Origin of the sequence: Sorangium sp. So ce887 (assembly GCF_051521455.1) — a bacterium.
Classification (GTDB): domain Bacteria; phylum Myxococcota_A; class Polyangia; order Polyangiales; family Polyangiaceae; genus Sorangium.
Genome location: NZ_CP150354.1, coordinates 11,158,842 through 11,183,440 on the forward strand (window position 1 = coordinate 11,158,842; position 24,599 = coordinate 11,183,440).

Here is a 24,599-nt window from a genome sequence, read left to right on the forward strand (position 1 = left end):
CTCGTCCCATCGGCTTTGCTCCTCCAGGGACGACACTAGCGAGCCGCGCCGGATGTCGATGGCCGAAGACGGTCACCCCTGGCTAGAATGCGGACAGTGGCAGGAGGGTTGGACCTCGAGGAGCTACGCGCCTTCATCGCGGTCGTCGAGGCCGGGTCGTACCTCGGCGCCGCGCGCGCGCTCGGCACGTCGCGCACGACGCTCCGGCGCCAGGTCGCGTCGCTCGAGCAGCGCGCCGGCGTCGCGCTGCTCGAGAGCGTGCGGCACGGCGTCCTGCCGACCGAGGCCGGGCAAGTGCTCGCCAAGCGGGGACGCGGCATGATGCAGGAGGCCGGCGCGCTCCTGGCCTCGATCCGCGAGGTGGGCGACGCGCCCTCGGGCACCCTGCGGGTCGTCCTGCCCGTGGGGCTGCCGCCGCACGCGCTCACGCCGGTCTTCGCCGCCGTGCGAAAGGCGTATCCGAGGCTCCACTTTCATTGCCGCTTCAGCAACGACCCGCTGGCCGAGGCCCTGACGGACGTCGACATCGCGGTTCACTTCGGCGAGGACGCGCCGCGGGGGCACTGGATATCGCACGTCGTCCTGCGCATCCGTGAGTGGCTGATCGCCGGCCGCGCCTACCTGGAGCGGCGCGGCACCCCCCGCACGATCGAGGACCTGAAGCACCACGAGCTGTTCGCATGGCAAGCCCCCGGCGAGGACGCGCGGATCTGGCGGACACGGCGGGGCGCGTCTTTCACCGTCGCGCCGGCCCTCATCGCGACGGACATCCACTTCATCCGCCACTGTTGCATCTCCGGCCTGGGAATCGGCCTGGTCCCCGACGCGCTCCTGCCCGATCCGGGCCTCGGCCCGGACGTGCTCGTGCGGGTCCTCCCCGACGTCGTCGGCCAGGAGAGGCCGGTGCGGCTCAGCGTCCCGGAGGTGCTCTCCGAGATCCCCAAGATCAAGGTGCTCATCGAGCACGTGCGCGCGTCGCTCATCCGGCTGTGACCGGCGCAACGCGAGGCCGTGTCGCCTCTGCCCAGAACGAGCTCACATGAAGGCGAGAAGGCGGGAAGTTAAGAATATCATTGATCTTTCCTCCCCGCCTTCCCGCCTTCATGGGCCCATCGGACCCTCCCCCTGGCCACGGAGACAGCGCTTCGCGGCCGCGCGCGGAAGCGGGGTGAACGCCGCGCGCAGATGCTGTAGACAGGTCGCGATCCTCCCGTGAGCTCCGACCAGCCCGTCCTCCGCGTCCGCAACCTCCACAAGTCCCACGCGCTCGGCGCGACGCCGATCGAGGTGCTCCGGGGCGTCGACCTCGACATCCACGCCGGCGAGATGTGCGCGATCATGGGCCCTTCCGGCGTCGGCAAGAGCACGCTGCTCTCGTGCGTCGCGGGCCTCGAGTCCCCCGATCGCGGCGAGATCCGCGTCCTCGGCGAGGACATGGCCGCCCTCGACGAGCACGGGCGGACCCTCCTGCGCCGCCGCCGCGTCGGCATCGTCTACCAGTTCTTCAACCTCGTCCCGACCCTCACCGGCTACGAGAACATCATCCTGCCGTACCTCATCGACGGCGCCGCGCCGGACCACGACGCCGCCTCGCGCATGCTCGACCGCGTCGGCATGCGCGCCCGCGCCGAGCACCTGCCCTCGCAGATGTCGGGCGGCGAGATGCAGCTCATCTCCATCGCGCGCGCGCTCGTCCGCCGCCCTGCGCTCGTGCTCGCCGACGAGCCGACCGGCAACGTCAACATCGCGACCGGCCGCCGCATCATGGCGCTGCTCGCCGACGCCCTCCGCGACGCCGGGAGCGCCATGCTCCTCGTCACGCACAACGCCGAGGACGCCGCCCGCGCCCACCGCGTCGTGTTCATGCGCGACGGCCTCCTCCTGCACGACGCCGCCCTCGCGGGCCCCGCCGTGACCTCGGCCGCCGTCCACGACCGGCTGAAAGAGCTCGGCATCTGAATGCTCCTCCTCCGCGCCCTCTTTCAGCCGCTCGTCCGGATGCTCGCCCTGCGCAACCTGCGCGCCGATCGCTTCGGCGCGATGGCCGCCCTGCTCGGCGTCGCCCTCGGCACGGCCACGGTCAACGTCGTCCTCATCCTCGACGTGGGCACGCGCGCCGTCGAGGCGCGGAGCGCCGTCACGAACCCCGATCTCCCCGTCTTCACCGAGCAGACCGTCGCCCTGAGCGGCCTCCGCCCGGACGGCACGCTCATCGCCGCGGCCGACGCCCAGGAGGAGACGCACGAGGACTACGAGATCATGCGGTCGGCGATCCGCCTCGGCTCGCTCTCGGCGTTCCTCGTCGGCGCCCTCATCGTGTTCTTCACCTTCAACGTCGCCGTCGAGCGCCGCCGCCGCGAGATCGCCCTCCTGCGCAGCGCCGGCGCGCTGCCCCCGCAGGTGGCGGCGGTCTTCGTCTTCGAGGCCTTGCTGCTCGGCCTGGCCGGCGCGGCGCTCGGCCTGCTCGGGTCGATCCCGCTCGCGTACCTCGCCGCGAAGGCGGGCATCACGACGACGGGCCGCGCGCGCATCCCGCTCCACGCGATCCGCCTGCCCTGGAGCGCGATGCTGCTCGTCTGCGGCACCGGCGCCCTCACCGCGCTGCTCGGCGTGCTCCGCCCGGTGCGCGACGCGCTCCGCCTCGACATCGCGCGCGCCCTGCGCCCGCGCTTCCTCGAGGGCGGGGCCGAGCAGCGGCGCCGCATGCGCGGCGTCATGCTGCTCGCGCTGCCGTTCATGGTGCTCGTCTACGGCCTGCTCCGCCCCTTCTTCCGGCAGTCCGTGCCCCTGTTCGCCTTCTTCGTCCTCGAGGCGGGCCTCGTCTGCGCGGCGTTCCTCGCGGCCATCGTCTTCGTCCCGGACCTCGTCGCGCGCCTCGGCGCGCTCGCCGTCCGCCTCGCGCCGCGCCGCTGGGCCGCCGAGCGCCTGCTGCTCCGGCGCCGCGTCGAGCACAGCGGCCACGAGCTCGCCTGGAGCGTCGGCGGCGTGATGATGGTCTTCGCCCTCCTGCTCGCGCTGCACATCGCCACGGGGGCGCTCAAGCAGGAGGTCTCGGCCTGGGCGGGCCGCGCCCTCGCACCCTACGCGTTCCTCTACCCGGACGAGCCGCTCGGCCACGCCGAGCGTCTCCTGCCGAGCCTGCCGCCGCGCCTCGTCGCGGCGCGCTTCTCGAGCCGCACGCCGTGGCCCAACGTCGTCCATGCGGTCCCGGCCGACGAGCTCCGCGCGCTCGCCGAGGCCACCGGCCGCCCCGAGTCGATCGCGCTCGCCCGCCGCTTCGGCCCGGGCAAGGCGATCGTCTCCACGATGATGGCCCGCCGCTTCGGCGTCGGCCCCGGCGATCAGCTCGAGGTGAGCGGCCGCGCCGGCGCGCGGCGGTTCGAGATCGTCGGCGTCACCGACGAGCTGGGCTATGTCCACGCGCCCGGCGCGTACCGCAACCTGCGCACCTACGCGGTCATCGAGGCGGCCGACTTCCCGGTCATCTCGCCGTACGTGCTCGCGATCGGCCACACGGTGGCGCTCGCCGATCCCGTGACCGGAGCGGCGGCGGCGCGGGGCGGCCCGGCGACGCCGCCCTGGGGCGAGCTCCTGGCCGACGTGCCGCCCGCGCGCGACATCCGGATGCAGACGGGGGTCGAGCTCGAGGCGGTGCGCCGGAAGGCGACCGGGCGTGACTTCGTGATCTTCGACATGATCCTCGGCTTCACGACGGTGCTCGCCGCGATCGGCGTGGCAAACCAGATGGTCCTGGCGCTGCACGCGCGGCGGCGGGAGCTCGCGCTGCACCGCGTGCTCGGGATGACGGCGGGGCAGGTCCGGCGGATGGTGCTGATGGAAGGGGCGCTGGTGGGCGCGCTGGGCGGCGTGCTGGCGGTCCTGCTCGGGATCCCGCTGGGGGCGGCGGCGCTCGGGGCGCTGCGCACGGTGTCGAGCTTCGAGGTCGAGCTCAGCATCCCGCTGGAGTACGGCCTGCTCACGGCGCTCGGGGCGACGGCGGTGGCGCTCGGGGCGTCGCTCTACCCGGCGCGCAGCGCGGGGCGGAGCAACGCGGCGGAGTCGGTCCAGTACGAGTAGCGAGCTTCCTTGCCGGTGCGGTGGCGGCCCGGGCGCTGACGCTCGAGCCCATCGATGACGTCACGCTCGATCTCTTGGATGGACATCCATCGATGTGCGTGCCTCCTGTCGCCCATGCTGTCGATGGCCATCCGCGACGCCGTCGGCGTCCGCTCATGAGCCTGACAAATACCCATCAGCCGTGAGCCCGCAGACCGCGAATTGAAGACCGACCCTTCGATGCGCGGATAAGCCATCGATAGTTCATCGCTTTTACGAGGGTGAGCGGATCGCGATCGATCGCCAATCGCCTGAAATCTACGTGGTGATTCGTCCTTGACATCATCGAATCTTTTGGTCTCTCCTTCTATCGACCATGACACGACGCCCGGTGATTGAACAAGGGACGGCCCAGATCAGGGGATATCACATCACCGCGAAGACGGGCGAGACGGCGGCCTCCGTCACGTACCGAGCCCGCCGGGAGGGCGATGGGAGGGAGGTGGCGGTGAGAATGCTCCACGCCGATCTCACGCGGGTCGCCGATATCACGCGCTTCAAGCACGCCTGCAGCGCTATCAGGCACATCGACTCGGAGAGGATTGTCAAGATCCACGGCGTCGAGGAGCACGCGGACGGGCTCTTGCTCGTGACCGAGTATTTCCCGGCTGCCGCGCTGTCCGAGCTCCTGAAGGATCGGGGCGATCTCGACGTCGGCGGGTTCCTGAGCGGGGCCATCCTCATGGCCGAAGCCCTGGCCGATATCCATCGGCGTGGCCTCATCCACGGCGACATCAGGCCCCGGAACATCCTGCTCGGCGAGGGGGGGCAGATCAAGCTCACCGGCTTCGGCGTCGAATCCATCGTGACGCGCGAGAGGGAGGCCCTCTACGGCCGCGAGGTCCTCTCGGAGGTGCTCCCGTACACCTCACCCGAGCAGACCGGCCGCATGAACCGCAGCGTCGACTACCGCACCGACCTGTACTCGCTCGGGGTCGTGTTCTACGAGATCCTCGTCGGGCGAAGGCCGTTCGAGGCCGCGGACCCGCTCGAGCTGATTCACGCCCACATCGCCGTGAGGCCGACCCCCCCCTCGGAGCTGAGCCCGAAGGTGCCCCCGGCGCTCTCGGCCATCACGATGAAGCTGCTCGGCAAGAACGCCGAGGATCGCTACCAGAGCACCGAAGGCCTGAGGGACGATCTGAAGGCGTGTCGACGGCGCTGGGAGGAGAGCGGCGCGATCGAGGATTTCACCCCGGGCCAGCACGACAGGACCGATCTCTTCCAGATCCACCAGAAGCTCTACGGTCGCGAGGGCGACGTCCGGCGGCTCATCGAGTCGTTCGACGACGTGCTCCGGGGCAGGCGCGCGATCGTGCTGGTCTCGGGCTACTCGGGGATCGGCAAGTCGTCCCTCGTCCAGGAGATCCTCAAGCCGCTGGCGCGCGAGCGGGGCTACTACGTCAGCGGCAAGTACGACCAGTACAATCGCGACACGCCCTACAGCGCCGTCGTCCATGCGTTCGACGCGCTCGTCAAGCAGCTCCTGTCCGAGAGCGAGGAGCGCGTCCAGAGATGGCGAAAGGCCCTCCTCGATGCCCTCGGGAGCAACGGGCAGGTCATCTGCGATGTCCTCCCGTCGCTCAGGCACCTCATCGGCGAGCAGCCGGCCGTGCCGGCGCTCGGCCCGGTCGAGGCCCAGAACCGTCTGAACCTCTATTTCAAGAAGTTCGTCTCGGTGTTCGCCCGCCCAGCCCACCCGCTCGCCGTCTTCATCGACGATCTACAGTGGGTGGACTCGGCCAGCCTCAGCCTGCTCAAGTCTCTCCTCGCCGACGAGGAGATGGAGTCGCTCTTCTTCTGCGGCGCCTATCGCGACAACGAGGTGAGCCCGACCCACCCCTTCCTCGTCGCGCTCGAGGAGCTCCAGCAGGCGCGCCTCGGGGTCGTGAACATCGTTCTGGAGCCGCTCCGGCTGGCCCACCTGAACGAGCTCTTGCTCGACAGCCTGAGGGCCGGCGGCACGGACGCGCTCGCGCGCGCGGTGCTGAAGAAGACCGGCGGCAACCCGTTCTTCGTAAAGCAGTTCCTGAGGCATCTGGTGGAGGTCAGGGTGCTGGTCCTCGATCCCGCGGCGGGGTGGCGCTGGGACCTCTCGACGATCAAGGAGCTGGAGCACACCGACAACGTCTTGAGCCTGATGGCGCAGACCATCCGGCGTCTGCCCGAGGACACGCAAGAGGTGCTCCGGCTCGCCGCGGCGATCGGCAACAGCTTCGAGCTGGAGATCCTGAACACCGTCAGCGCAGAGGCCCCCGACGCCACCTACGGTAGCCTCGCCAGGGCCATCGACGATGGCCTGATCGTGAGCGCCGGCGAGGGCTACCGCTTCGCGCACGACAAGATCCAGGAGGCCGCATACTCCCTGATCCCCGCGCGGGACCGGCCGGGGTTCCACTACCGGATTGGCAGGCTGATCCTCGGCAAGCTCGGCCCCGACGAGGGGCAGAGCGTGTTCGATATCGTCAATCACCTGAACAGCGCCGGCGATCTGATCCAGGCGCCGGAGGAGCGGCTCACCTCGGCCAGGCTCAACCTCCGGGCAGCCGCGCGCGCCGAGGAGTCGAGCGCCTTCTCCGCGTCGCTGAAGTACCTGGAGCACGGCATCTCCATGCTGCACGCGGACGCGTGGACCTCCGAGTACGAGCTGACGTTCGCCTACCACACGAAGAAGGGCGTGCTGGAGTCGCTCTGCGAGCGGCACGACGACGCGCTCGCCACGCTCTCGGGCTGCCTCGACAAGGCGAGGGGGCGGGTGCACAAGACCGAGGTCCGGCGCCTGACCATCAACGTGCAGATCCTGAAGAACGATCTGCCCGCCGCGCTGGACGAGGGGCTCGCCGCCCTGCGAGCGTTCGGCATCGACCTGCCGCCCTACCCGGACGACAGCGCGCTCATCGCCGAGATCGAACGGACGATGGCCATGATCGGCGATCGGCCCATCGCCTCCCTCATCGATCTGCCCGCCCTGGCCGATCCCGAGATCGCCGCCCTGCAGGACCTGCTGCAGGAGATGTTCGCGCCCACCTACCAGCTGGGGACGAACAACTTCGGCATCACCGTGATGAAGATGCTCCAGAACTCGCTCACGCACGGGATCTCGAGGAACTCGATCTACGCGTACGTCAACTTCGGGACGCTCCTGTGCGCCCGGCTCGACGTCGAGAAAGGCTACGAGTTCGGCAGCGCCGCGGTCCGCCTCAACGAGCGCAATCCGGACAAGAAGTCCGAGGCCATGCTGTGCAACATGTGGGGCGCGTGGGTGCAGCACTGGAAAGAGAGCTACGCGACCTACAAGACATCGTTGCGCAAGGGCATGCACGTCGGCCTCGAGACAGGCCAGTACATCTGGGCTTTTTACAATGCATGCAACTCGCAGCTCAACAGCCTGCTCCAGGGGAAGCACCTCCGCGAGCTCGTCCAGGAGGCGAAGGACAGCGAGCACATCTGCAAGCTCGACAGGTTCAATGCGATCACCTGGATCGTCGCCGCCGCCGCCGATCTCGGCGAAGAGCTCAGCACGTCCGCCGAGGGGGACGGCGGCGAGCCGCGCGCGCGCCGGGTCGATCTCGACGCCATCATCGCGGAGGCCAGGAGGATCAGCAACACCGCGAGCCTCTATTTCACGAACATCTTCACGGTCATCGGCGGCGTCTTCAAGGGCGCGTACGAGCGGGCGGCAGAGGTCTGGGGCGAGACCGACCCGGGCGCCGGCGTGATGCTCGGCGCCTGGCACGTGAGCCCTTGCTACTATTTCTATGGCGGCGTGGCGTTCTCGCGGGCCTCGCTGGCCGCCGCGCCGGAGCAGCGGGCCGCGTACGTCGCCAGGCTCGGGGAGTTCGCGGGCAAGCTCGATCTCTGGGCAGGGCTCAACCCGCAGCGTTTCCGTCACCGCAGCTTGATCCTGAGAGCCGAGCTCTCGCGGATCGAGCAGCGCGAGGGCGCGAGCGCCCTCTACGATCAGGCGATCACCGCCGCGCGGGAGGCGCAGCTCCTCCATGACGAGGCGCTCGCGAACGAGCTCTGCGCGCTCCATTACCGCGACAAGGGCAGGCAGTTCCTCGCGCACGCCTACATCACCGAGGCGCACCGGCTCTATGCTCGCTGGGGCGCCACGCGCGTGACGGAGCGCCTCGAGAGGGACTTCCCGCTGGCGCTCCTGCGGGAGGCGCCGCGCCAGCGGGGCTGGGGTGACCACGGCGGGGCCGTCCAGAGCGCGTCCCTCGGTCACGCCGCGGGGGTGGACCACGGCGAGGTGAAGCTCGACACGCTCGCCATCATCAAGGCCTCGCAGGCGATCTCGGGCGAGATCCTGTTCCCCTCCCTCCTCGAGAAGCTCATGCAGAGCATCCTCGAGGGCGCAGGCGCCAGGAAGGGGCTCGTGATCCTCAGGGACAACGACAGGCTCGTGGTCCAGGCGGAAGGTCACGTCGAGGCGCAGGAGATCAAGGTGTTCTCGCCCGTGCCCCTGGACTCGTGCGGGGATGTCGCCGCGAGCGTCGTGCACTACGTCGCGCGGACCGCGGAGAGCGTCGTCCTCAGCGACGCTGCCAGCAGCGATCAGTTCGCGAGCGACCCGTACATCGCGAGGACCCAGGCCCGATCGATCCTCGCGGCGCCCATCCTCCGGCAGGGGCGCCTCGTGGGCGTCATCTACCTCGAGAACGATCTGGCCGCCGGAGCCTTCACGCCGGACCGGCTGGAGGTCACCAGGCTGCTCGCCGCCCAGGTGGCCATCTCGATGGAGAACGCGCTCCTCTACGCGAGCCTCGAGGAGAAGGTCAGCGCACGGACCGCCGAGCTCGAGGTCGCCCACCAGCGGATCGAGGTCGAGCTCTCGGAGAAGCTCGCGCTCATCGGGCGGCAAAAAGAGCTCATCCGCACCCTCTCCACGCCCATCCTCGAGGTGTGGGACGGCGTGCTCACCATCCCGGTGGTGGGTGGGCTCGACGATGACCGGGCCGCGACGATCATGGAGGACCTCCTCGAGCGGGTGGTCCATACCCAGTCGAGGTCCACGATCCTCGATCTCACCGGGGTCAACACGATCGATCCCGGCACGGCCGAGCGCCTCGTGCGCATCATCCGATCCGTGCAGCTCCTGGGCTCCCGGAGCATCATCACGGGCATTCAGCCCGAGGTTGCCCGGACCATGATCTCGCACGGGCTCGACCTGAGCCGCGTCACGACGCGCGCGAAGCTGCGCGATGGCCTGCGGATGTGCATGGGAGAGGGGAACTGAGGGGCTGAAGCCCGCCGGAGCCGCCAGCGCAGGTCGCGCGGCCGGCGCTGGCCGCTTCGTCCTTGAGCTTCCTCGCTGGTGCGGAGGAGCGGACGACGGATGCTTCAGAGAGCGAAGAGGAAGTCGACGAAGGAGCGGGTCGCGCCGTCGAGGCCGAGGTACTTCTTGCCGGCGGCGGGCTCGACGACGAAGTATTCGTCCTTGGCGTGGGCGCCGGAGCCGTGGCCGAGGCCGACGTGGCCGGCGGGGCGCTCGAGCGGCTTTCCTGTGAAGAGGTAGCCGGGCCAGGAGCCGGCGACGCGCGGCCAGATCACCGGGTCGAGGCCGGCGGCCTTGTAGACGGCGAGCTGGGTCTGGATGGGCGGCGCGTCGAGCGCGGTGTTCGTCGGGTCGTAGCTGCCCAGGTTCTTGATCACGATGTCCGTGTAGCCGCGCCTGTCGAGGTGCTTGCGCAGCTTGGCGAGCACGTCCTTGGCGGTCATGTCGGGCACCAGCCGGATATCCATCTTGGCGAAGGCGCGGTGCGGCAGGATGGTCTGGGAGCCCTCGCCGATGTAGCCGGCATAAAGACCGTCGATGTTCACCGACGGGCGCGAGACGTAGCGCTCGAGCATGGCGCGCTCTTCGAGGTCGTTCACCCACCTGTCGACCTTGAAGGCGTTCTTCCAGTCGGCCTCGTCCCAGCGCGCTGACAGGTCGTCGAGCAGGATCTTCTGCTGCTTGGAGACCGGGCGCACGGCGTCGGTGAGGCCGTCGATCCTCGGTTCGTTGCCGTCCGCCGAGACCAGCGTGCCGAGCGCCTGCACAAGCCGCCAGACCGGGCTGTCGACGACGACCTTCATGCTGGAGTGGATCTCCGCCTCGCGCGGGCCGCGACCCCACGCCTTGCCGCTCGCCCCGAGCTCGACGTAGACGATGCCCTTCGCGCCCAGAGCCATGTTGACCGTGCCGGACAGCGATTGCTGCGCCGACGGCATGATCACGCCCTGGCATCTCTCGAGCGCCCTCATCACGTCTTCGTTCCACACCACTTGCGAGAAATGCGGCGAGCCGAGCTCCTCCTCGCCTTCGGCGACCACCACCAGGTTGACCGGCAGCTTCAAGCCGGCGGCGCGCACCGCGTGCAGCGCGGCCAGGAACGCCCCCTGCGGCCCCTTCTGGTTGACCGCGCCGCGCCCCACGATGACCTTGCCGATGCCCGCCTTGTCGACAAGCCTGGCGGCGAAGGGCGGCGAGGACCACTCCTTCTCCTCCACCGGCTGCACGTCGTACATGAAGTAGAAGCCCATGGTCTGCTTCGCGCCGGCGTCGAGCGTCGCGAAGATGCCTGGATGCCCGTCGGTCTTCATCTTCTTGACCGTGCCGAAGCCGGCGTCGCGCAGGAGCTCCATGGTCAGCTCGCAGCACTCGGTGATGCCGACGTTCTGCGCCGAGATCGACGGCTGCTGGATCCAGCGCTGGATGCGCTCGATCGACGGATTCAGCTGCTCGGTGATCTTGCCGTACACCGCCGAGAGATCGACGGCCTTGCCACCCGCGCCCCTGGAGAGGCGGGGAAACGAGGCGAGCGCTCCGGCGGCCGCGGCGCCGACGAGGAAAGTGCGGCGATCGATGTCCAGCATAGCGCGCACCTTAAAGCTGGATGCGCGCCGGGGTAGTGGTCAACTTTGCCCAGAGAGAGTCCCCATGAAGGCGGGAAGACGGGAAGAACATTGATATTTTCTTCCTGCCTTCCCGCCTTCATTTTCAAATTGGACCACTGCCCTCCAGTCACCCCTGAGGGGACGGGCTCACGGTCGCCCGCGGCTCGCGCAACGAGCGCCGTGTCGATAGTCGGCCAGCGCCTCGAGGTACAGCGCGCTGAACCGGTCCGTGGAGAAGGGATTCTGGCTGGTCACGAGGTTACAATCGCGCAGCGCATGGGCGCTCCCCGGGAAGGCGGCCTCGTGATCATAGCCGTGGTCCTCGAGCTGCTCGCCGATGTCCCGGACCTGGGCCTCGGCCCCCATCACGAAGGTCTCGATATAGAACTCCTCGAACGACGAGACCGACGTCACCGTTCGACGGCTGAGCGGATTCGGCTGCCGCATGCGGGTCAACACAGCCGGCGCGTGACAGATCAACCCCACGGGCTGGTCCTTGACGGCGAAGTGAGCGAGCAGCGCGTGCAGGTCCGCGTTGTCGAGCAGGTCGACCATCACGCCCTGTCCGCCCGGAACGACGATGCCGTCGAACGAGTCGGCCGCGGCGCGCGCCCGCTTCAGGCTGAGCGGCGCGCGGATCTGGGGGGCGCGCTCGACGAACCGTTGCGCTTGCGCGCGCCGCGCTTCGTCTTCCCAGTACCTCTCGTCGAGGCTCTCCGGGTCGATCGCCGGAGCGGCGCCGCCGTCGGTCGCGAACACGACCTCGTGCCCCGCGCCGGTGAGGGCCAGGTACGGCTCGTAGAACTCGCCGAGGAAGGTGCCTGTCGCGCGCTTCGAGCGGTCGCCGAGCGTCTGCTCTCGCGCAGCGCTGAGGACGAACAGGATCCTCCCTCTGGGCTTCACTGCCGCCGGGCGCTCGGGAAACACGGGGTGGAGCCTCGGCGGCGCCGCGGCGCACGCGGCCAGCGCCGAGCCGGCGAGCAGGACCGCGAGCCCCGCCAGCAGCGCCGCCTTCCGGGCCGCGCCCCGCGGCTCGTCGCGGCGCGAAAGGCCGCGCGTGGGTTCCGTTGCTCGCTGCTCGCCGCCTCGCGTCGTTCGTTCCGTCGTCATGCCCGAAAGCTGACCCGCGGGGGCGCGGTCGCGCCTTGACCTAGGTCAAGAAGCGACCGGCCTGGTCGCCGCGCGCTTCAAGCGACTCAGGGCCTCGGGCGTGATGCCGAGGTAAGCGGCGATGTGATAGTCGGGCACGCGGCTCGCCACGGCGCCGTGCTCTGCGACGAAGGCGCGATAGCGCTCGGCGGCCGTGTCCATCAGCAGCGATGCCTCGCGGCGTACCTTCTTCAGGTACACCCGCTCGACGATCCGCCGGCTCACCCGTTCCCAGTAGACGTCGCGCTCGCCGAACTCGCTCAGCCGCGCGTAGGGCGCGACGAAGAGCTGCATCGGGGTCAGCGCCTGAATCGTCAGCCTGGCGGGCTCGCCGGTGATCAGCGCCTCCAGCACCGACATGAAGTCGGGCGCGGAGACGAACGCCTTGTTGAACTCCTTTCCATCTCTCCGCGTGTAGAACATCCTCGCGATGCCGGAGTTGACAAGCGCCACCGAGTCGCTCGCCTCGCCCGCCCGCACGAACGTCTCGCCCTTGCGCAGGCTCTTCCCGTGGAACAGGGCCGCGAAGGCGTCGAAGCGCGGCGCCGGCCGAGCGTCGAGCGCCGCGATCGTGCGCCCGAGCGCCGCCACCTGGTCCGCGCGCGAAAGCTGCGCCATGAGCGCCGAGCCTACCACGGCGTTCCCGGAGCTCGTTACCCGCGCCGCCGGGGCGCCGGCCGGCGGCGCGTCGTCGCCTCGGCGGCGAACGGCGTCTCGCCGAGGCGCAGCGCGCTCCGCTGCTCCGGGCCGAGCCGCTTCACCGCCGCCCGGAAGTCCTCCCGGGCCAGCCGGAGGCGGTTCTGGGCCGTGTTCGCGTTGATCTGGAGCTCCCGGGCGATCTCCACGACCGGGATCTCGAGCATGTCGTGCATCACCAGCATGACGCGCCGCTGCGGGACGAGGCTCGCGAGCAGCAGGTCGATCACGTCGGCCCGCTCCGTCGCTTCGACCCGCTGCTCCAGGCGGGGGCGCCTGTCGACGCCGGCGAAGATCGCGCTGCCGCCCTGCAGGCCCACCGGGATCTCGCGGCGCCGGAACGCCCGATGCCGGTAGTGAGTTATCTGCCGCCACGCGATCCCGAAGAGCCACCGGTACAGCGGGTCCCACGCCCGCCGCGCCCGCAGGCGGCTCACATAGGGAAGCACCATGCTGAACGGCACCGGCTGGCTACCGCCCACCTCGTCCTCGTCGCGCAACCCCAGGGCGGCGCGCAGCAGGCGGCTCGCGTCGAAGCCCTCCAGACCGCGGTAGGCCGCGATGAGGATGTCGTGCAGCACGTCCTCGAGATCGTGAGGGTCGACGCCATACCCGCGGAGCGTCCTGCGAAGGAAAGGAACACCCACCTCGTGCAGCACAACGAAGCTTTGATGTTTGGCGCGAAGGGCATCGTCGGATTGAGATTCCACATATAATTTTTACGAACCCTCATTCCGAGTCGTTTGGGAACCGGCCCCCTCGCCGCGTAACTCCTCGTTATTGCAGTGTTTTTATGGCAGCCGCGCGACTCGCACCGAGCGACTCCCGCGCGGCCCCGGGCCCGCCCCCGGCGAGCCAGCCCTCCTGTCGCCCCCGGCGATTCGATGCTCCGTCCACACGAATTCGTGATCTGCTGGCGGGGTGTCGTGCAATTTGCGCGTTTTGCCCGGCGAAAACGCGGGCGGCGCCCGCCGGCCCGCCCCCCGGGCGCCGGCCTCGGCCGCGCCTTTTCCGCCTCCCCGCCCCCGGAGCTCGCCCCGAGCCGCGGAATTTCCCCGGCCGACCGGCCTGCGCCGCCGCGGCCGCCCCCTTGCCGACCGCTCTCCCGGCCCGTAGGGTGACGGCGCCGTGCCCCTCCTCCAGCTCCGCCGCAACGCCGGCGCCGCCGCTCGCGACCTCACCGCGTTCCTGCCGACGACCCGCGAGGAGATGCGCGCGCGGGGCTGGGACGCGCTCGACATCCTGATCGTCAACGGCGACGCCTACGTCGACCACCCCGCGTTCGGCGCGGCGATCATCGGCCGCTTCCTCGAGGGGCGCGGCTTCCGCGTCGGCGTCATCTCCCAGCCCGGCTACCAGGACCCGAGCGACCTGCTGCGGATGGGCGTGCCCCGGCTCATGGTCGGGGTCACCGCCGGCAACCTCGACTCGATGCTGAACAAGCTCACCGCCCAGAAGAAGGTCCGCAGCGAGGACCAGTACTCGCCGGGCGGACAGGTGGGCCTCCGCCCCAACCGGGCCTCGATCGTCTACGCCAACCTCTGCCGCCAGGCGTTCCCCGGCGTCCCCATCGTCCTCGGCGGCATCGAGGCGTCCCTCCGCCGCATCGCCCACTACGACTACTGGTCCGACCAGGTCCGCCGCTCGGTCCTGCTCGACGCCAAGGCCGATCTGCTCATCTTCGGCATGGGCGAGAAGGCCGTCTGGGAAGTCGCCGACCGCCTCCGGCGCGGCGAGCCCGTCCGGTCCATCCGCGACGTCCGGGGCACCGCCTTCCCCATGCGCAAGGGCGAGTGGGAGCCGATCGAGGGCTCACGTTACGTCTCGGACGGAAAAACCGTGCTCCTCCCGAGCTACGAGCAGGTGGTGGCGGACCGGAGCGCGTTCGCCGAGATGTCGCGGGCGTTCCAGTTCGAGACGAACCCTGGCAATGCGCGGCCGCTGCTCCAGGCGCACGGCGCGGAGGCTGTGTACTTCAACCCGCCGGCGTTCCCGCTCGAGACGGGGCAGATGGACGCGCTCTACGACCTGCCGTTCACGCGGGTGCCGCACTGGTCGTACGACGCGCCGATCCCGGCCTACGAGACGGTGAAGCACTCGGTCGTCACGATGCGCGGCTGCTTCGGCGGGTGCACGTTCTGCTCGATCACGGAGCACGAGGGCCGGGTGATCCAGTCGCGCTCGGCGGACAGCATCCTGCGCGAGGTGCGGGCGCTCCGGCGCATGGACGGCTTCCGCGGCGTGCTCAGCGACCTCGGCGGGCCGACCGCGAACATGTACCAGATGCGGTGCAAGGACGAGGCGATCGAGAACGCGTGCCGGCGGCTCTCGTGCGTCTTCCCGGAGGTCTGCGAGAACCTGAACACCGACCACGGCCCGCTGCTCAAGCTGATGAAGGCGGTGCGCGAGGAGGAGGGGATCAAGAAGGTCTTCATCGCCTCCGGCGTGCGCTACGACCTCGCCGAGCGGTCGCCCGAGTTCATCGAGGAGCTCGCCGCGCACCACACGGGGGGCCAGCTCTCGGTCGCCCCGGAGCACAGCAAGAAGGACGTGCTCGACAAGATGAAGAAGCCGGGCATCGAGAGCTACGAGCGCTTCGCCGAGCAGTTCCGGTGCGCGAGCGAGGAGGCCGGGAAGAACCAGTTCCTCGTGCCCTACTTCATCTCGGGGCACCCCGGCTCGACGCTCCGGGACATGGTCGATCTCGCGGTGTACCTGAAGAAGAACGGGATGCGGCCGCGCCAGGTGCAGGACTTCATCCCGACGCCGATGTCGATGGCCGCGTGCATGTACCACACGGGGATCGACCCGCTCACGCGCGAGCCGGTGTACACGGCGAAGGACCTGCGCGAGAAGAAGCTCCAGAAGGCGCTCTTGCTCTACTGGGACGCGGCGCACCACGACGAGGCGCGGGAGGCCTTGATCAAGGCGGGCCGCGGTGATCTCATCGGCACGAAGCCGCACTGCCTCGTGCCGCCGGCGGCCGGCAAGGGCGCGCCGCCGCGCTATCTCGCCAAGGTCCGGGGCGAGCGCCGGGGGAAGCCAGCCGATGCGACACACCGCCGAAATCGATAACGCTCGGGCCTTCGCCGCGAAGCTCGGCGACCGCGGCCTGTTCCCGCACCTCGCGCCGCTCGTCTACGTGAACCACGCGGGGATCTCGCCCCCGTCGCGGCCGGTGCGCCTCGCGATGATGGCGCTGCTCGACGACTACGCCGCGCAGGGGGCGGCCGCGTTCCCGGCGTGGTACGCGCAGCGGCTCCGCCTGAGGGAGAAGCTCGGCCGGCTCATCGGCGCGGCGGCTGACGACATCGCGCTGGTGCAGAGCACGACGCGCGGGCTCACGGACATCGCCCTGTGCCTGCCGTGGCGGCCGCGCGACCGGGTGATCCTCTTCGAGGGGGAGTTCCCGGCGAACGTGACCCCGTGGCAGCGCGCGGCCGCGCTCTTCGACCTGGAGATCGTGTTCCTGCCGCTCGGCGGCTTCGCGGACGGCAGCGGCTCGGGCCTCGCCCGGCTCGAGGACGAGTTCCGGCGCGGCGCGCGGCTCGTCGCGGTGAGCGCTGTGCAGTTCCAGACGGGGCTCCGGATGCCGCTCGCGGCGATCGGCGCGCTCTGCCGCGCGCACGGCGCCGAGCTGTGCGTGGACGCCGTGCAGGCGGTCGGCGCGACGCCGGTGGACGTCGAGGCGGCCGGGGTCGACTACCTCGCGTGCGGCGGCCACAAGTGGCTGATGGGGCTGGAGGGCACGGGTTTCCTCTACATCCGCCGCGAGCGCCTGCCGGCGCTCCGGCCGGCGGTGGCGGGCTGGCTGAGCCACGAGGACGGCGTGAGCTTCCTCTTCCAGGGCCCGGGCAAGCTCCGGTACGACCGGCCGATCCGGCAGCGCGCCGACTTCGTGGAGGGCGGCAACCTCAACGCGGCGGGCTACGCCGGGCTCGAGGCGGCGGTGGATCTGATCCTGCAGATCGGGGTCGAGCGGATCCACGAGCACGCGAACCGCTTTCTGGATCCGCTCGAGGAGGCGCTGCGGGAGCGCGGCTGGGAGAGCCTCCGCGCGGCGGATCCGGGGTTGCGATCGTGCTCGCTCGGGGTGAGGCCGCCGGGCGGCGCCTCGGTGGTGGAGCTCTACCGCGAGCTCACCCGCCTCGGGATCGCCTGCGCGATCCCGGACGGCGTGCTGCGCTTCGCGCCGCACTGGCCGAACGCGCTGGACGAGTGGGAGCAGGTGCTGCTGTCGGCGGACGAGGCGCTCGGGCGGATCGCGAAGGGGTGAGCTGCAAGGACGCTGCGGCCTGCCCGGCGTCACGGCGTCGAACAGCTCGGCGAGGCTGCCCGCGGGCGTCGACGGCCACAGCTCGCGCAGCGGCTCACGCGGCCGACGCCCGCGCGGCCGCACGCGACCTCGCGGCTCGACGTGGGCGTGAGCGGCGTCGGGCGCCCCGGGAGGCGAGGGGACCAGAACGCGTTGTGGTGTTGGTCGTCCCGGTTCCCTCGAGCTTAACGCCGGTGGCGGCGGGGGCTCTTCGATTGATCTTACGCCGGACCCGTCATATCGAACGAGCGATCGAACGGCTCGTGAAAATCAAACTCCTCGTTCGTGAGCACATCGCGGTAGACCCATTGCTGCGCGCCCACTTGCCTGGCGCGTCCCAGCCGTTGGTCTACCAGGATCGATTCGAAAGAGAAGCTGTGCGAGCCCGAGCGTCCCATTCCCAGGCTCATTCTATACCGGTCGCGGTCCTTGGCAAACGAAACGGCCTCCAGCACGATCGAACCGGTCCCGCGAGCGAGGGCGTACTCAGATCCTGTAACAGTGACCGGCGTCTGCACACCTTCGTGCGTAAAAGAATCGGCGCTGCAAAACACAATGCGCCTGATATCTCTCGGTGGAACGGGGTCGCCCTTTTTCCATCTCCCAGTTCCGATCAATTCCACTGCGTCGCCTGCGTAGTCGAATACGAGATCGATCTTCCTGTGCTCGTGAGCGCACACGAAGCGCAAGACTAGACTTTCGTTCAGGTCGAACTTCTCGAAGTATTTCTCCGGTTCTAGATAGAGCGTTAGCATTATTGGCCTGTGTATGGGATGTGGGTTTTGAACTGAAAGTCGGGATCGGTTTCCGGCACCACGTTACCGTTCTCATCGAGAAATCGGCCAAGCTCGTCTTGCATTCGCCAATAGCCTAGCTTGAGCCTGCCCCATACTCCTTTACTTCGTGGATCAGGTCGCATGAGCCGCACTCGTTCCACGCCATTCTCGTCGATTAACTTCCAGCCGGAACCTTTTTCGGCCGGCACACGTCGCCAGCTTGTTGGTGCTCGGCGTAATATGTTTTGTTCGGACTGCCCAAAGGTGCGGAAGCGGATCTTACCTCCTCCTCCTTTTCCCCGGAGCAGGGCAGCCATGCCGAGGACCTCGATCCCCAACTTGAACATCCTGTTACCGAGCTTGCGAGCATCCTTATCTTCATGGGCCTGGACGGCTTCGACGGCATTCCTGACGAGCCCTGCCAGGGGATTGAACCTCTCGTTGAGGGCGTCAAGCGTGCCCAGGACGCCGCCGCCGTTCCGGTCTACCGCCTCGCCGAGCTCGTCAATGAGATCGTTGATGTCGTCGATCGCCAGTGGAATGCCGACCGGGGTCAGGTAGAGCGCATTCTTGGCCATCTGCTTCGCGGTGGCAAGGAGCAGCTCGGGGATGGCCTCGACGGCGCCGAGCAGGCCCAGGTCGAAGGCCCAGCGGTCCAGATCCCCCTGATCGTTCGGGTCACCGCCGCCCCCGCGGGGCGCGCCGGCGCTGCCGCGCGGAAGCTGCGGCCTGCCCGGCGTCACGGCGTCGAAGAGCTCGGCGAGGCTGCCCGCGGGCGTCGGAGGCCACAGCTCGCGCAGCGGATCACGCGGCGGCGCCGCGGGCGGGTTGTAGAGTGCGCCGCTGCCGCTCGCCCCCGGGGCCCGCGGCGCGGTGACCACGCCGCCGGACGGAGCGCTCGGCCCGCCCGGCGGCGGCGCCGCCACGAAAGGCGACCCCGCCAGCGCGCCCGCTGCCCCCGCCGGCGCCGACGGTACCGGCGCAGTCCCCGCAGGCGCACCTGTGCCATAGACCGACGCATCGAAGATCGACGGCGGCTCGGCTGGCTCCGGTACCACATGGCCACCGTACATGCTGCCGAGCACCTCCAGAAGCGAAGGCTGCGGCGCCGGCGCCGACCGCGCCGGCGCCGCGTCGGTCCGGCTCGTGCCAGCATCGAACTCGAACCGCATCGACCAGCTGGGATCATCCGATGTCCCCGGCCTGGCGGCGTCAGCCAGCCGCTCGTCCGGCGCTCCACCGAGAAGGGCCGCTCCAGCGCCCGACAGCTCCCCCAGCGCCCTGTCCAGCGCAACCGTCCCCGCACCGCGGAGATGATCCATCGTGTGGCCGAGGAGCAGACGCACCGCCTGCTCCGCGCGCGCCTGGTCCATCGGCTCGCCGGTGACCGGATCCAGCAGCGTACCGTCCTCGGCCGAGAGCCCGATTAGCCCGTCTTCGGCGTCACGGTGAACGGCCCCGATGTGTCGACCGTCTTGGTCTCGACCACGGCCACCCGCCGTGCGCCATCCATCACGTGCAGCGTCGGCTGCTCCAGCACCAGCCCCGTCGTGTTGCGCTTGCAGTAGACCTCGTAGCCGCCGAGATAGATGCGCTCCTCCTCCAGCCCGCTGTGCTCCCAGAGCGCGCGAAAGATACCCCGTACCTGCGAAAGACGATGCTCGATCTTGTACCACGTCACAGGCTCAGCCCCGCGGCGATGGCACAGATGACTCAGGCGCTCAACCAAGGGCCCAGGAGTCGATCGAATTCCTCGTCGCTCATACCACCGTCGCTAACACGTTCCCATGCACTCGACTCTATCAGAACGCGAAGCGGTACAGTCGGGAACGCCCGTTTGAAATACGTAATCATCGTGCCCTGCGACAGATTCACTCCGGTCAGCTTGGCAAGCAGCTCCGCCAGCTCAACCGCCGATAGTAATCCCCGATTTTTACGGAGATTTTCCACGATTTCTTCATCATCCATCAGTAGAACTCCACCACAACTTTTCGCGCATTGTTTGTTACAATCTTGACACGAGTGAATCCGGCCCTGTATGCCATCTTTCCTGTGAATGTTTTAAATGCAGCTTGCTCGGGAGTGAGCCCCGACTTGAGCGCAGCACCAAAGGAATCGAAGTTACTAGCGAGGTCCCCGCCTCCAAGCCACGTCCCTCGTATACCCTTGACATTGGAACCGAACGCGTCCAACGCCTCTTTGAACATCTGACTTCCACGTGGAGTACCCGGACCCGCCTTGATGTAGAGATCGAGGAATCCGTCCTTCCCCAGCTCGGCCAAGACACCGTCTGAGCCACTCACATACGCGGCGAAATTATCACCCGGGCCCAGCCGCCCACCTCCCGCCGCGCTTCCCTTTCCACCTTTGCCCCCTCCTCGCAGCACGGCGGCCATGCCGAGGACCTCGATCCCCAGCTTGAACATCCTGTTGCCGAGTTTGCGCGCATCCCTGTCCTCGTAGGCCTCGACGGCGTCGACGGTGTTCCTGACGAGCCCGGCCAGGGGATTGAACCTCTCGTTGAGGGCGTTAAACATGCCCGGGACGCCGCCGCCGTTCCGGTCTACCGCATCGCCGAGCTCGTCAATGAGATCGTTGATGTCGTCGATCGCCAGTGGAATGCCGACCGGGGTCAGGTAGAGCGCATTCTTGGCCATCTGCTTCGCGGTGGCAAGCAGCAGCTCGGGGATGGCCTCGACGGCGCCGAGCAGGGCCAGGTCGAAGGCCCAGCGGTCCAGATCCCCCTGATCGTTCGGGTCATCGCCGACCCCGCGGGGCGCGCCGGCGCTGCCGCGCGGAAGCTGCGGCCTGCCCGGCGTCACGGCGTCGAACAGCTCGGCGAGGCTGCCCGCGGGCGTCGGCGGCCACAGCTCGCGCAGCGGATCGAGCGGCAGCGCCGCGGGCGACTTGTAGAGCGCGCCGCTGCCGCTCGCCCCCGGGGCCCGCGGCGCGGTGACCACGCCGCCGGACGGAGCGCTCGGCCCGCCCGGCGGCGGCGCCGCCACGAAAGGCGACCCCGCCAGCGCGCCCGCTGCCCCCGCCGGCGATACCGGCGCAGTCACCGCAGGCGCCGCTGGCGCGCCTGTGTCGTAGACGGACGCATCGAAGATCGACGGCGGCTCGGCTGGCTCCGATACCACATGGCCACCGTACATGCTGCCGAGCACCTCCAGAAGCGAAGGCTGCGGCGCCGGCGCCGACCGCGCCGGCGACCCGTCGGTCCGGCTCGTGCCAGCATCGAACTCGAACCGCATCGACCAGCTGGGATCATCCGATGTCCCCGGCCTGGTGGCGTCAGCCAGCCGCTCGTCCGGCGCTCCACCGAGAAGGGCCGCTCCAGCTCCCGACAGCTCCCCCAGCGCCCTGTCCAGCGCAACCGTCCCCGCACCGCGGAGATGATCCATCGTGTGGCCGAGGAGCAGGCGCACCGCCTGCTCCGCGCGCGCCTGGTCCATCGGCTCGCCGGTGACCGGATCCAGCAGCGTACCGTCCTCGGCCGAGAGCCCGATCAACCCGACGACCTCGCCCTTCACCGAGACCGTCTTCGGCGGCTCCCATTTCGGCATCCACGGGTCCACGTTGAGCCCCATGGCGATCTCGCGCCCCTGGATCGAACCTGGGTAGCCGCCGACGGCCCCGCCAACCGCGCCGCCCGTCTGGCCGCGGATCTCCCCCTCGAACCACCGTAACGTCTCCTCGTAAGGCAGCGTCATCCGCGCTTCCTCCTCTCCTCCTGCCCCCACCTCCGGCGAGGCGCACCCCGCGAAGGCACGGTGATCAGTCGTCGTACTCGATCGTCCAATTCGGCTTCGGATCTTCCGCCGTGCGCTTGGGGCCCCAGTGCTGCGCCCCGGGCAACTGCTGCTCGTACGCGCGCGAGCTCCACACCACCTTGCCTCGTTCGACGAGGATGTAGTCGCCGTACGCGTTGAAGCAGACCATCTGGTCCGGCGGCACGATGGCGGAATAACCGTCGGAGCGGCGCTTGTTCGTGTATTCCCAGTATCCGACCAGGTCCCTCACCGCCTCCACGGAAATGCGGCTGCCGCTCGGATAGCAGCGCGAGTAAGCATGGATGCTCGGGGCCTGCTGCTCCGTCTGCATGACGGAGGCCGCGAACTCCCGCTCGCGCAGATTGTTCGCCGTGACGTGGACGCGGACCCGCGCGCCGACAGGGCCCCCGTTGGCTTGCAGCGTCAGCTCGAGCCGCACGATCCCCATGCTCGGTATCAGGCCGAGATTGTAGCCGATGTCGAGGTATGTCTTCGACGTGAGCGACAGGTTGTCCGTGTGCGTGAGCGGCCCCGGCTGCTTCCTGTCCCACACGTACCCGTCGCCCGAGTGAGCGAGGTACACGTGCAAGGACACCGGCCCGACGCCTGCCTCCACCCGATCCGTGCTCACCTCGACGGCCAGCTGATCGTAGGCGCCGAGCAGCGCTCCCAGGCTCGGATAGCTCACGGCCTTGGCAATCGCCGTGCTGCTCTGCACGACATCCTTGTATGCAATCCTGGTGATCCGTCCCGGCAGCGTGCGCCGTCTCTCTAGAGCGCGCCTCAGCGCGATTCTACCCAGCTCTCGGGCCCTGTCTTCGCCACTCACGTTTCCTCCGGCGGTGATTTTTGAGGTTGATTGAACCGTGTCAGGACAGCCGCTCCTCGGCGGCCTCCACGCCGACAGGCGCTTGGTCCGTGCCGCCGCCCTCGCACGCCGCGCAGGGGGGCGCCTGAAGATCGCCTCGCTTGCCATCTCGCTCGTCCTGCGCTGCCGGTCCGTGGTCCGGCGTCGGCGCGTGCTCCGCTCGCGATCCGGCGTCCTCTTCCTCCTCGCCGAGCTCTGCCGACAGCAGCTTGACGACCCCGCGTCCGACGCTGAGCAAAAGCCGCTTGGACTCCGCGTCCATGTGCTGCACGCGGCGCACGAGCCCGAACACCTCTCGCTTGCTCCGCAGGCTCATGCCGCCGATCACCTCGGCGTACCGCGCCTCGCCCTCGAGGTGGCCCGCCCCGAGGACGAGCTCCCGGAGCTCGTCGAGCACCTCGCCGCGGACGCCGAACAGGATATCGGCCAACGGGAGGCGCTCCGACAAGAAGTCCCCGTCCTCGTCCCAGGACAGAAGGTCTGCTCCACGCTTGCGGACCGTCGCGTACACCTTCAGGGCGACGGAGAATGCGCCCGACCCGCCCGACGCATCGCCGACGTCGATCCGGAGGCGCACGAAGCGCAGGCTGGACCGGCCAGGCCAGGACTCGCCGCCTGCGAACGTCGCTGTCTCGTCGTCCTCAAGCAGCACCCCCGAGAGCACCGACCCGCTGTACTTGGGCTTCCAGTCATAGCCGTTCGCGGAATGCTCCATCGTGATTTCAAGAGGCAGATCCCTGATACCGCCGATCCTCTGCATGACCGCCTGAAAGCAGAGCTGGCCCGCGGAGCTCAGCATGTCCGTGTGTTCGAGGCTCGTGTACTTCCTGATGAAACCGGCGCCAGCAGGCACGGCCGCTCCTTCGTGCATGTCGCTCAGGGTATCGTCGAACACCATCACAAAGGATCGTTCCACCGAAAGCTCCTTCCTGCGGGCGACCGCGCTACCGCTGCCCGAATGGTGCGCCGGAGCGCGACGATGCCCGGCCTTTCGTGCGTCGTCGCGCCGGCGCTCATCCCCTCAGGCGTCGTCCCTTTGCGTGACGAACACCTTCACATGCGCCGAGGTCGTCGCGTTCGTGAAGTACAATCTGAACCGCACGTAATTGAGGAGCGGAGCGCTCCCGGTGTGGTTCCCATACTTCACGTTCGTGGTGCCCGCGGAGAGCGTCGTGATGCTGATATCGCCTGAACCGCTCGGGGTGGTCGAATTGGTGTTCTCCACCAGGAAGTTGCGGCCGTCGGCGCTGTGCTCGATGAAGAGCTCGATCCCGCCGATCGTGCTCCCGCCGACGTTGTCGATCACGACCATGATCGCGAGCTGGTCGAAGTGTCCCAGCTTGGAGTTGAGCTCCGCGCTGGTGAACACAGGCGATGCCGAGTTGGTGCCCAGAGGAAGGAACTCATCAAACGCAACGAAATTAGCTCTTCGCATCCTGAACCTCGCAATTGTCTGGTATGTGAACGGACCACGACCGATGCGGACGAAGACGCCAGCGTCGGTACCACCCGAGAGCACTGCGGTGACCGGGAGCGACGAGCTCCGACGTGCGCCGAGCGAGCGCCGTGAGGCTGCCCGGCACTCGCCGTCGGCCCATGATGGAGAAGACGCTCGCCGCCTGAGCAGAGCAGTTCCCCCTCGCTCAACTCATTTGTATACGGCGACCCCCCGCCCCGACGTCCATGTGATTCTTGTTTGCGCCATCACGTGTTCTTGTCGTTATGCAAGGATGAAGGGATCCTGGGTTGCCCAGGGACGCGTTGGTCGCGGCCATGCTCCGGCGGGTCGCGAGCGCACGCCCGCGGATCGGAGCGGGCCCTCCGCACGGCGGTCCGGGCATGCGGCGCCCGCGGAGCCGGCCAGGCCTTGGACGCCCCGCGGGGCCGTCTCCGAGGGGCCACCGGGGTGAGCCGGCAGCCGGCGCGGGGTGCCGAATTTGCGGAGAACTTCGTGCTGGGGCGCGCGCTGGACGGCGCCGGGGGCGGGGCCGATAGCCCACTTGACGTTCGTGGCGCTCGTC

Annotated in this window: 18 protein-coding genes; 6 read left to right on the top strand and 12 right to left on the bottom strand. The window is 69.0% G+C overall.

Features of this window, described 5'->3' with window-relative positions:
* The first annotated feature begins 87 nt into the window (after positions 1–87).
* The 4 genes from WMF36_RS41880 (at position 88) to WMF36_RS41895 (ending at position 9,358) form a co-directional block, all read left to right on the top strand.
* Positions 88–993 carry a LysR family transcriptional regulator gene (locus tag WMF36_RS41880; RefSeq protein WP_437576450.1) on the top strand — a complete coding sequence of 302 codons (906 nt, stop codon included), beginning with the start codon at positions 88–90 and terminating at the stop codon, positions 991–993.
* A 219-nt stretch (positions 994–1,212) separates the two neighbouring features.
* Positions 1,213–1,959: an ABC transporter ATP-binding protein gene (locus tag WMF36_RS41885; RefSeq protein ID WP_437483584.1), complete on the top strand. Its 747-nt coding sequence runs from the start codon at positions 1,213–1,215 to the stop codon at positions 1,957–1,959.
* Positions 1,960–4,077, top strand: coding sequence for an ABC transporter permease (locus tag WMF36_RS41890; protein ID WP_437576451.1), 2,118 nt, complete (start codon positions 1,960–1,962; stop codon positions 4,075–4,077).
* A 355-nt stretch (positions 4,078–4,432) separates the two neighbouring features.
* On the top strand, positions 4,433–9,358 hold the full coding sequence (locus tag WMF36_RS41895; RefSeq protein WP_437576452.1) for an AAA family ATPase: 4,926 nt from the start codon (positions 4,433–4,435) through the stop codon (positions 9,356–9,358).
* Positions 9,359–9,462: 104 nt separating this feature from the next.
* Here the strand turns inward: WMF36_RS41895 and WMF36_RS41900 are convergent, their stop codons facing one another.
* The 4 genes from WMF36_RS41900 to WMF36_RS41915 all read right to left on the bottom strand — a co-directional run bounded on the left by WMF36_RS41900 (position 9,463) and on the right by WMF36_RS41915 (position 13,493).
* Positions 9,463–10,980, bottom strand: a complete 1,518-nt coding sequence (locus WMF36_RS41900; RefSeq protein ID WP_437576453.1) for a M20/M25/M40 family metallo-hydrolase — start codon at positions 10,978–10,980, stop codon at positions 9,463–9,465.
* Between the two features lie 168 nt (positions 10,981–11,148).
* Positions 11,149–12,111: a type 1 glutamine amidotransferase domain-containing protein gene (locus WMF36_RS41905; protein WP_437576454.1), complete on the bottom strand. Its 963-nt coding sequence runs from the start codon at positions 12,109–12,111 to the stop codon at positions 11,149–11,151.
* A 45-nt stretch (positions 12,112–12,156) separates the two neighbouring features.
* Complete coding sequence (locus tag WMF36_RS41910; RefSeq protein WP_437576455.1) at positions 12,157–12,768, bottom strand: Crp/Fnr family transcriptional regulator; 612 nt, start codon at positions 12,766–12,768, stop codon at positions 12,157–12,159.
* A 35-nt stretch (positions 12,769–12,803) separates the two neighbouring features.
* The gene (locus WMF36_RS41915) at positions 12,804–13,493 is read right to left on the bottom strand and encodes an RNA polymerase sigma factor (protein ID WP_437576456.1); all 690 of its coding nucleotides are present in this window, start codon (positions 13,491–13,493) and stop codon (positions 12,804–12,806) included.
* Positions 13,494–13,974: 481 nt separating this feature from the next.
* On the opposite strand from WMF36_RS41915, the gene WMF36_RS41920 reads away from it, so the two are divergent.
* A complete protein-coding gene (locus tag WMF36_RS41920) occupies positions 13,975–15,921 on the top strand; it encodes a YgiQ family radical SAM protein (RefSeq protein ID WP_437576457.1) in 1,947 nt (648 codons plus the stop codon).
* Positions 15,896–17,122, top strand: a complete 1,227-nt coding sequence (locus tag WMF36_RS41925) for an aminotransferase class V-fold PLP-dependent enzyme (protein WP_437576458.1) — start codon at positions 15,896–15,898, stop codon at positions 17,120–17,122. The genes WMF36_RS41920 and WMF36_RS41925 overlap by 26 nt, the downstream gene beginning before the upstream one ends.
* Before the next feature lie 260 nt (positions 17,123–17,382).
* Here WMF36_RS41925 and WMF36_RS41930 read toward each other — a convergent pair whose 3' ends face one another.
* The 8 genes from WMF36_RS41930 to WMF36_RS41965 form a co-directional block, all read right to left on the bottom strand.
* Positions 17,383–17,916, bottom strand: a complete 534-nt coding sequence (locus WMF36_RS41930) for a hypothetical protein (protein WP_437576459.1) — start codon at positions 17,914–17,916, stop codon at positions 17,383–17,385.
* Positions 17,916–19,310 carry a hypothetical protein gene (locus tag WMF36_RS41935; RefSeq protein WP_437576460.1) on the bottom strand — a complete coding sequence of 465 codons (1,395 nt, stop codon included), beginning with the start codon at positions 19,308–19,310 and terminating at the stop codon, positions 17,916–17,918. The genes WMF36_RS41930 and WMF36_RS41935 overlap by 1 nt, the downstream gene beginning before the upstream one ends.
* A gap of 53 nt (positions 19,311–19,363) precedes the next feature.
* Positions 19,364–19,618 carry a hypothetical protein gene (locus WMF36_RS41940; protein ID WP_437576461.1) on the bottom strand — a complete coding sequence of 85 codons (255 nt, stop codon included), beginning with the start codon at positions 19,616–19,618 and terminating at the stop codon, positions 19,364–19,366.
* 32 nt (positions 19,619–19,650) lie between these two features.
* Positions 19,651–19,905, bottom strand: coding sequence for a hypothetical protein (locus WMF36_RS41945; protein ID WP_437576462.1), 255 nt, complete (start codon positions 19,903–19,905; stop codon positions 19,651–19,653).
* Positions 19,905–21,650, bottom strand: a complete 1,746-nt coding sequence (locus WMF36_RS41950; protein ID WP_437576463.1) for a hypothetical protein — start codon at positions 21,648–21,650, stop codon at positions 19,905–19,907. The genes WMF36_RS41945 and WMF36_RS41950 overlap by 1 nt, the downstream gene beginning before the upstream one ends.
* Positions 21,651–21,714: 64 nt before the next feature.
* The gene (locus WMF36_RS41955) at positions 21,715–22,428 is read right to left on the bottom strand and encodes a hypothetical protein (RefSeq protein ID WP_437576464.1); all 714 of its coding nucleotides are present in this window, start codon (positions 22,426–22,428) and stop codon (positions 21,715–21,717) included.
* 151 nt (positions 22,429–22,579) lie between these two features.
* Entirely contained in the window at positions 22,580–23,494 is a 915-nt protein-coding gene (locus WMF36_RS41960) for a hypothetical protein (RefSeq protein WP_437576465.1), read from the bottom strand.
* A 105-nt stretch (positions 23,495–23,599) separates the two neighbouring features.
* Positions 23,600–23,947, bottom strand: a complete 348-nt coding sequence (locus tag WMF36_RS41965) for a hypothetical protein (RefSeq protein ID WP_437576466.1) — start codon at positions 23,945–23,947, stop codon at positions 23,600–23,602.
* Positions 23,948–24,599 lie beyond the last annotated feature (652 nt).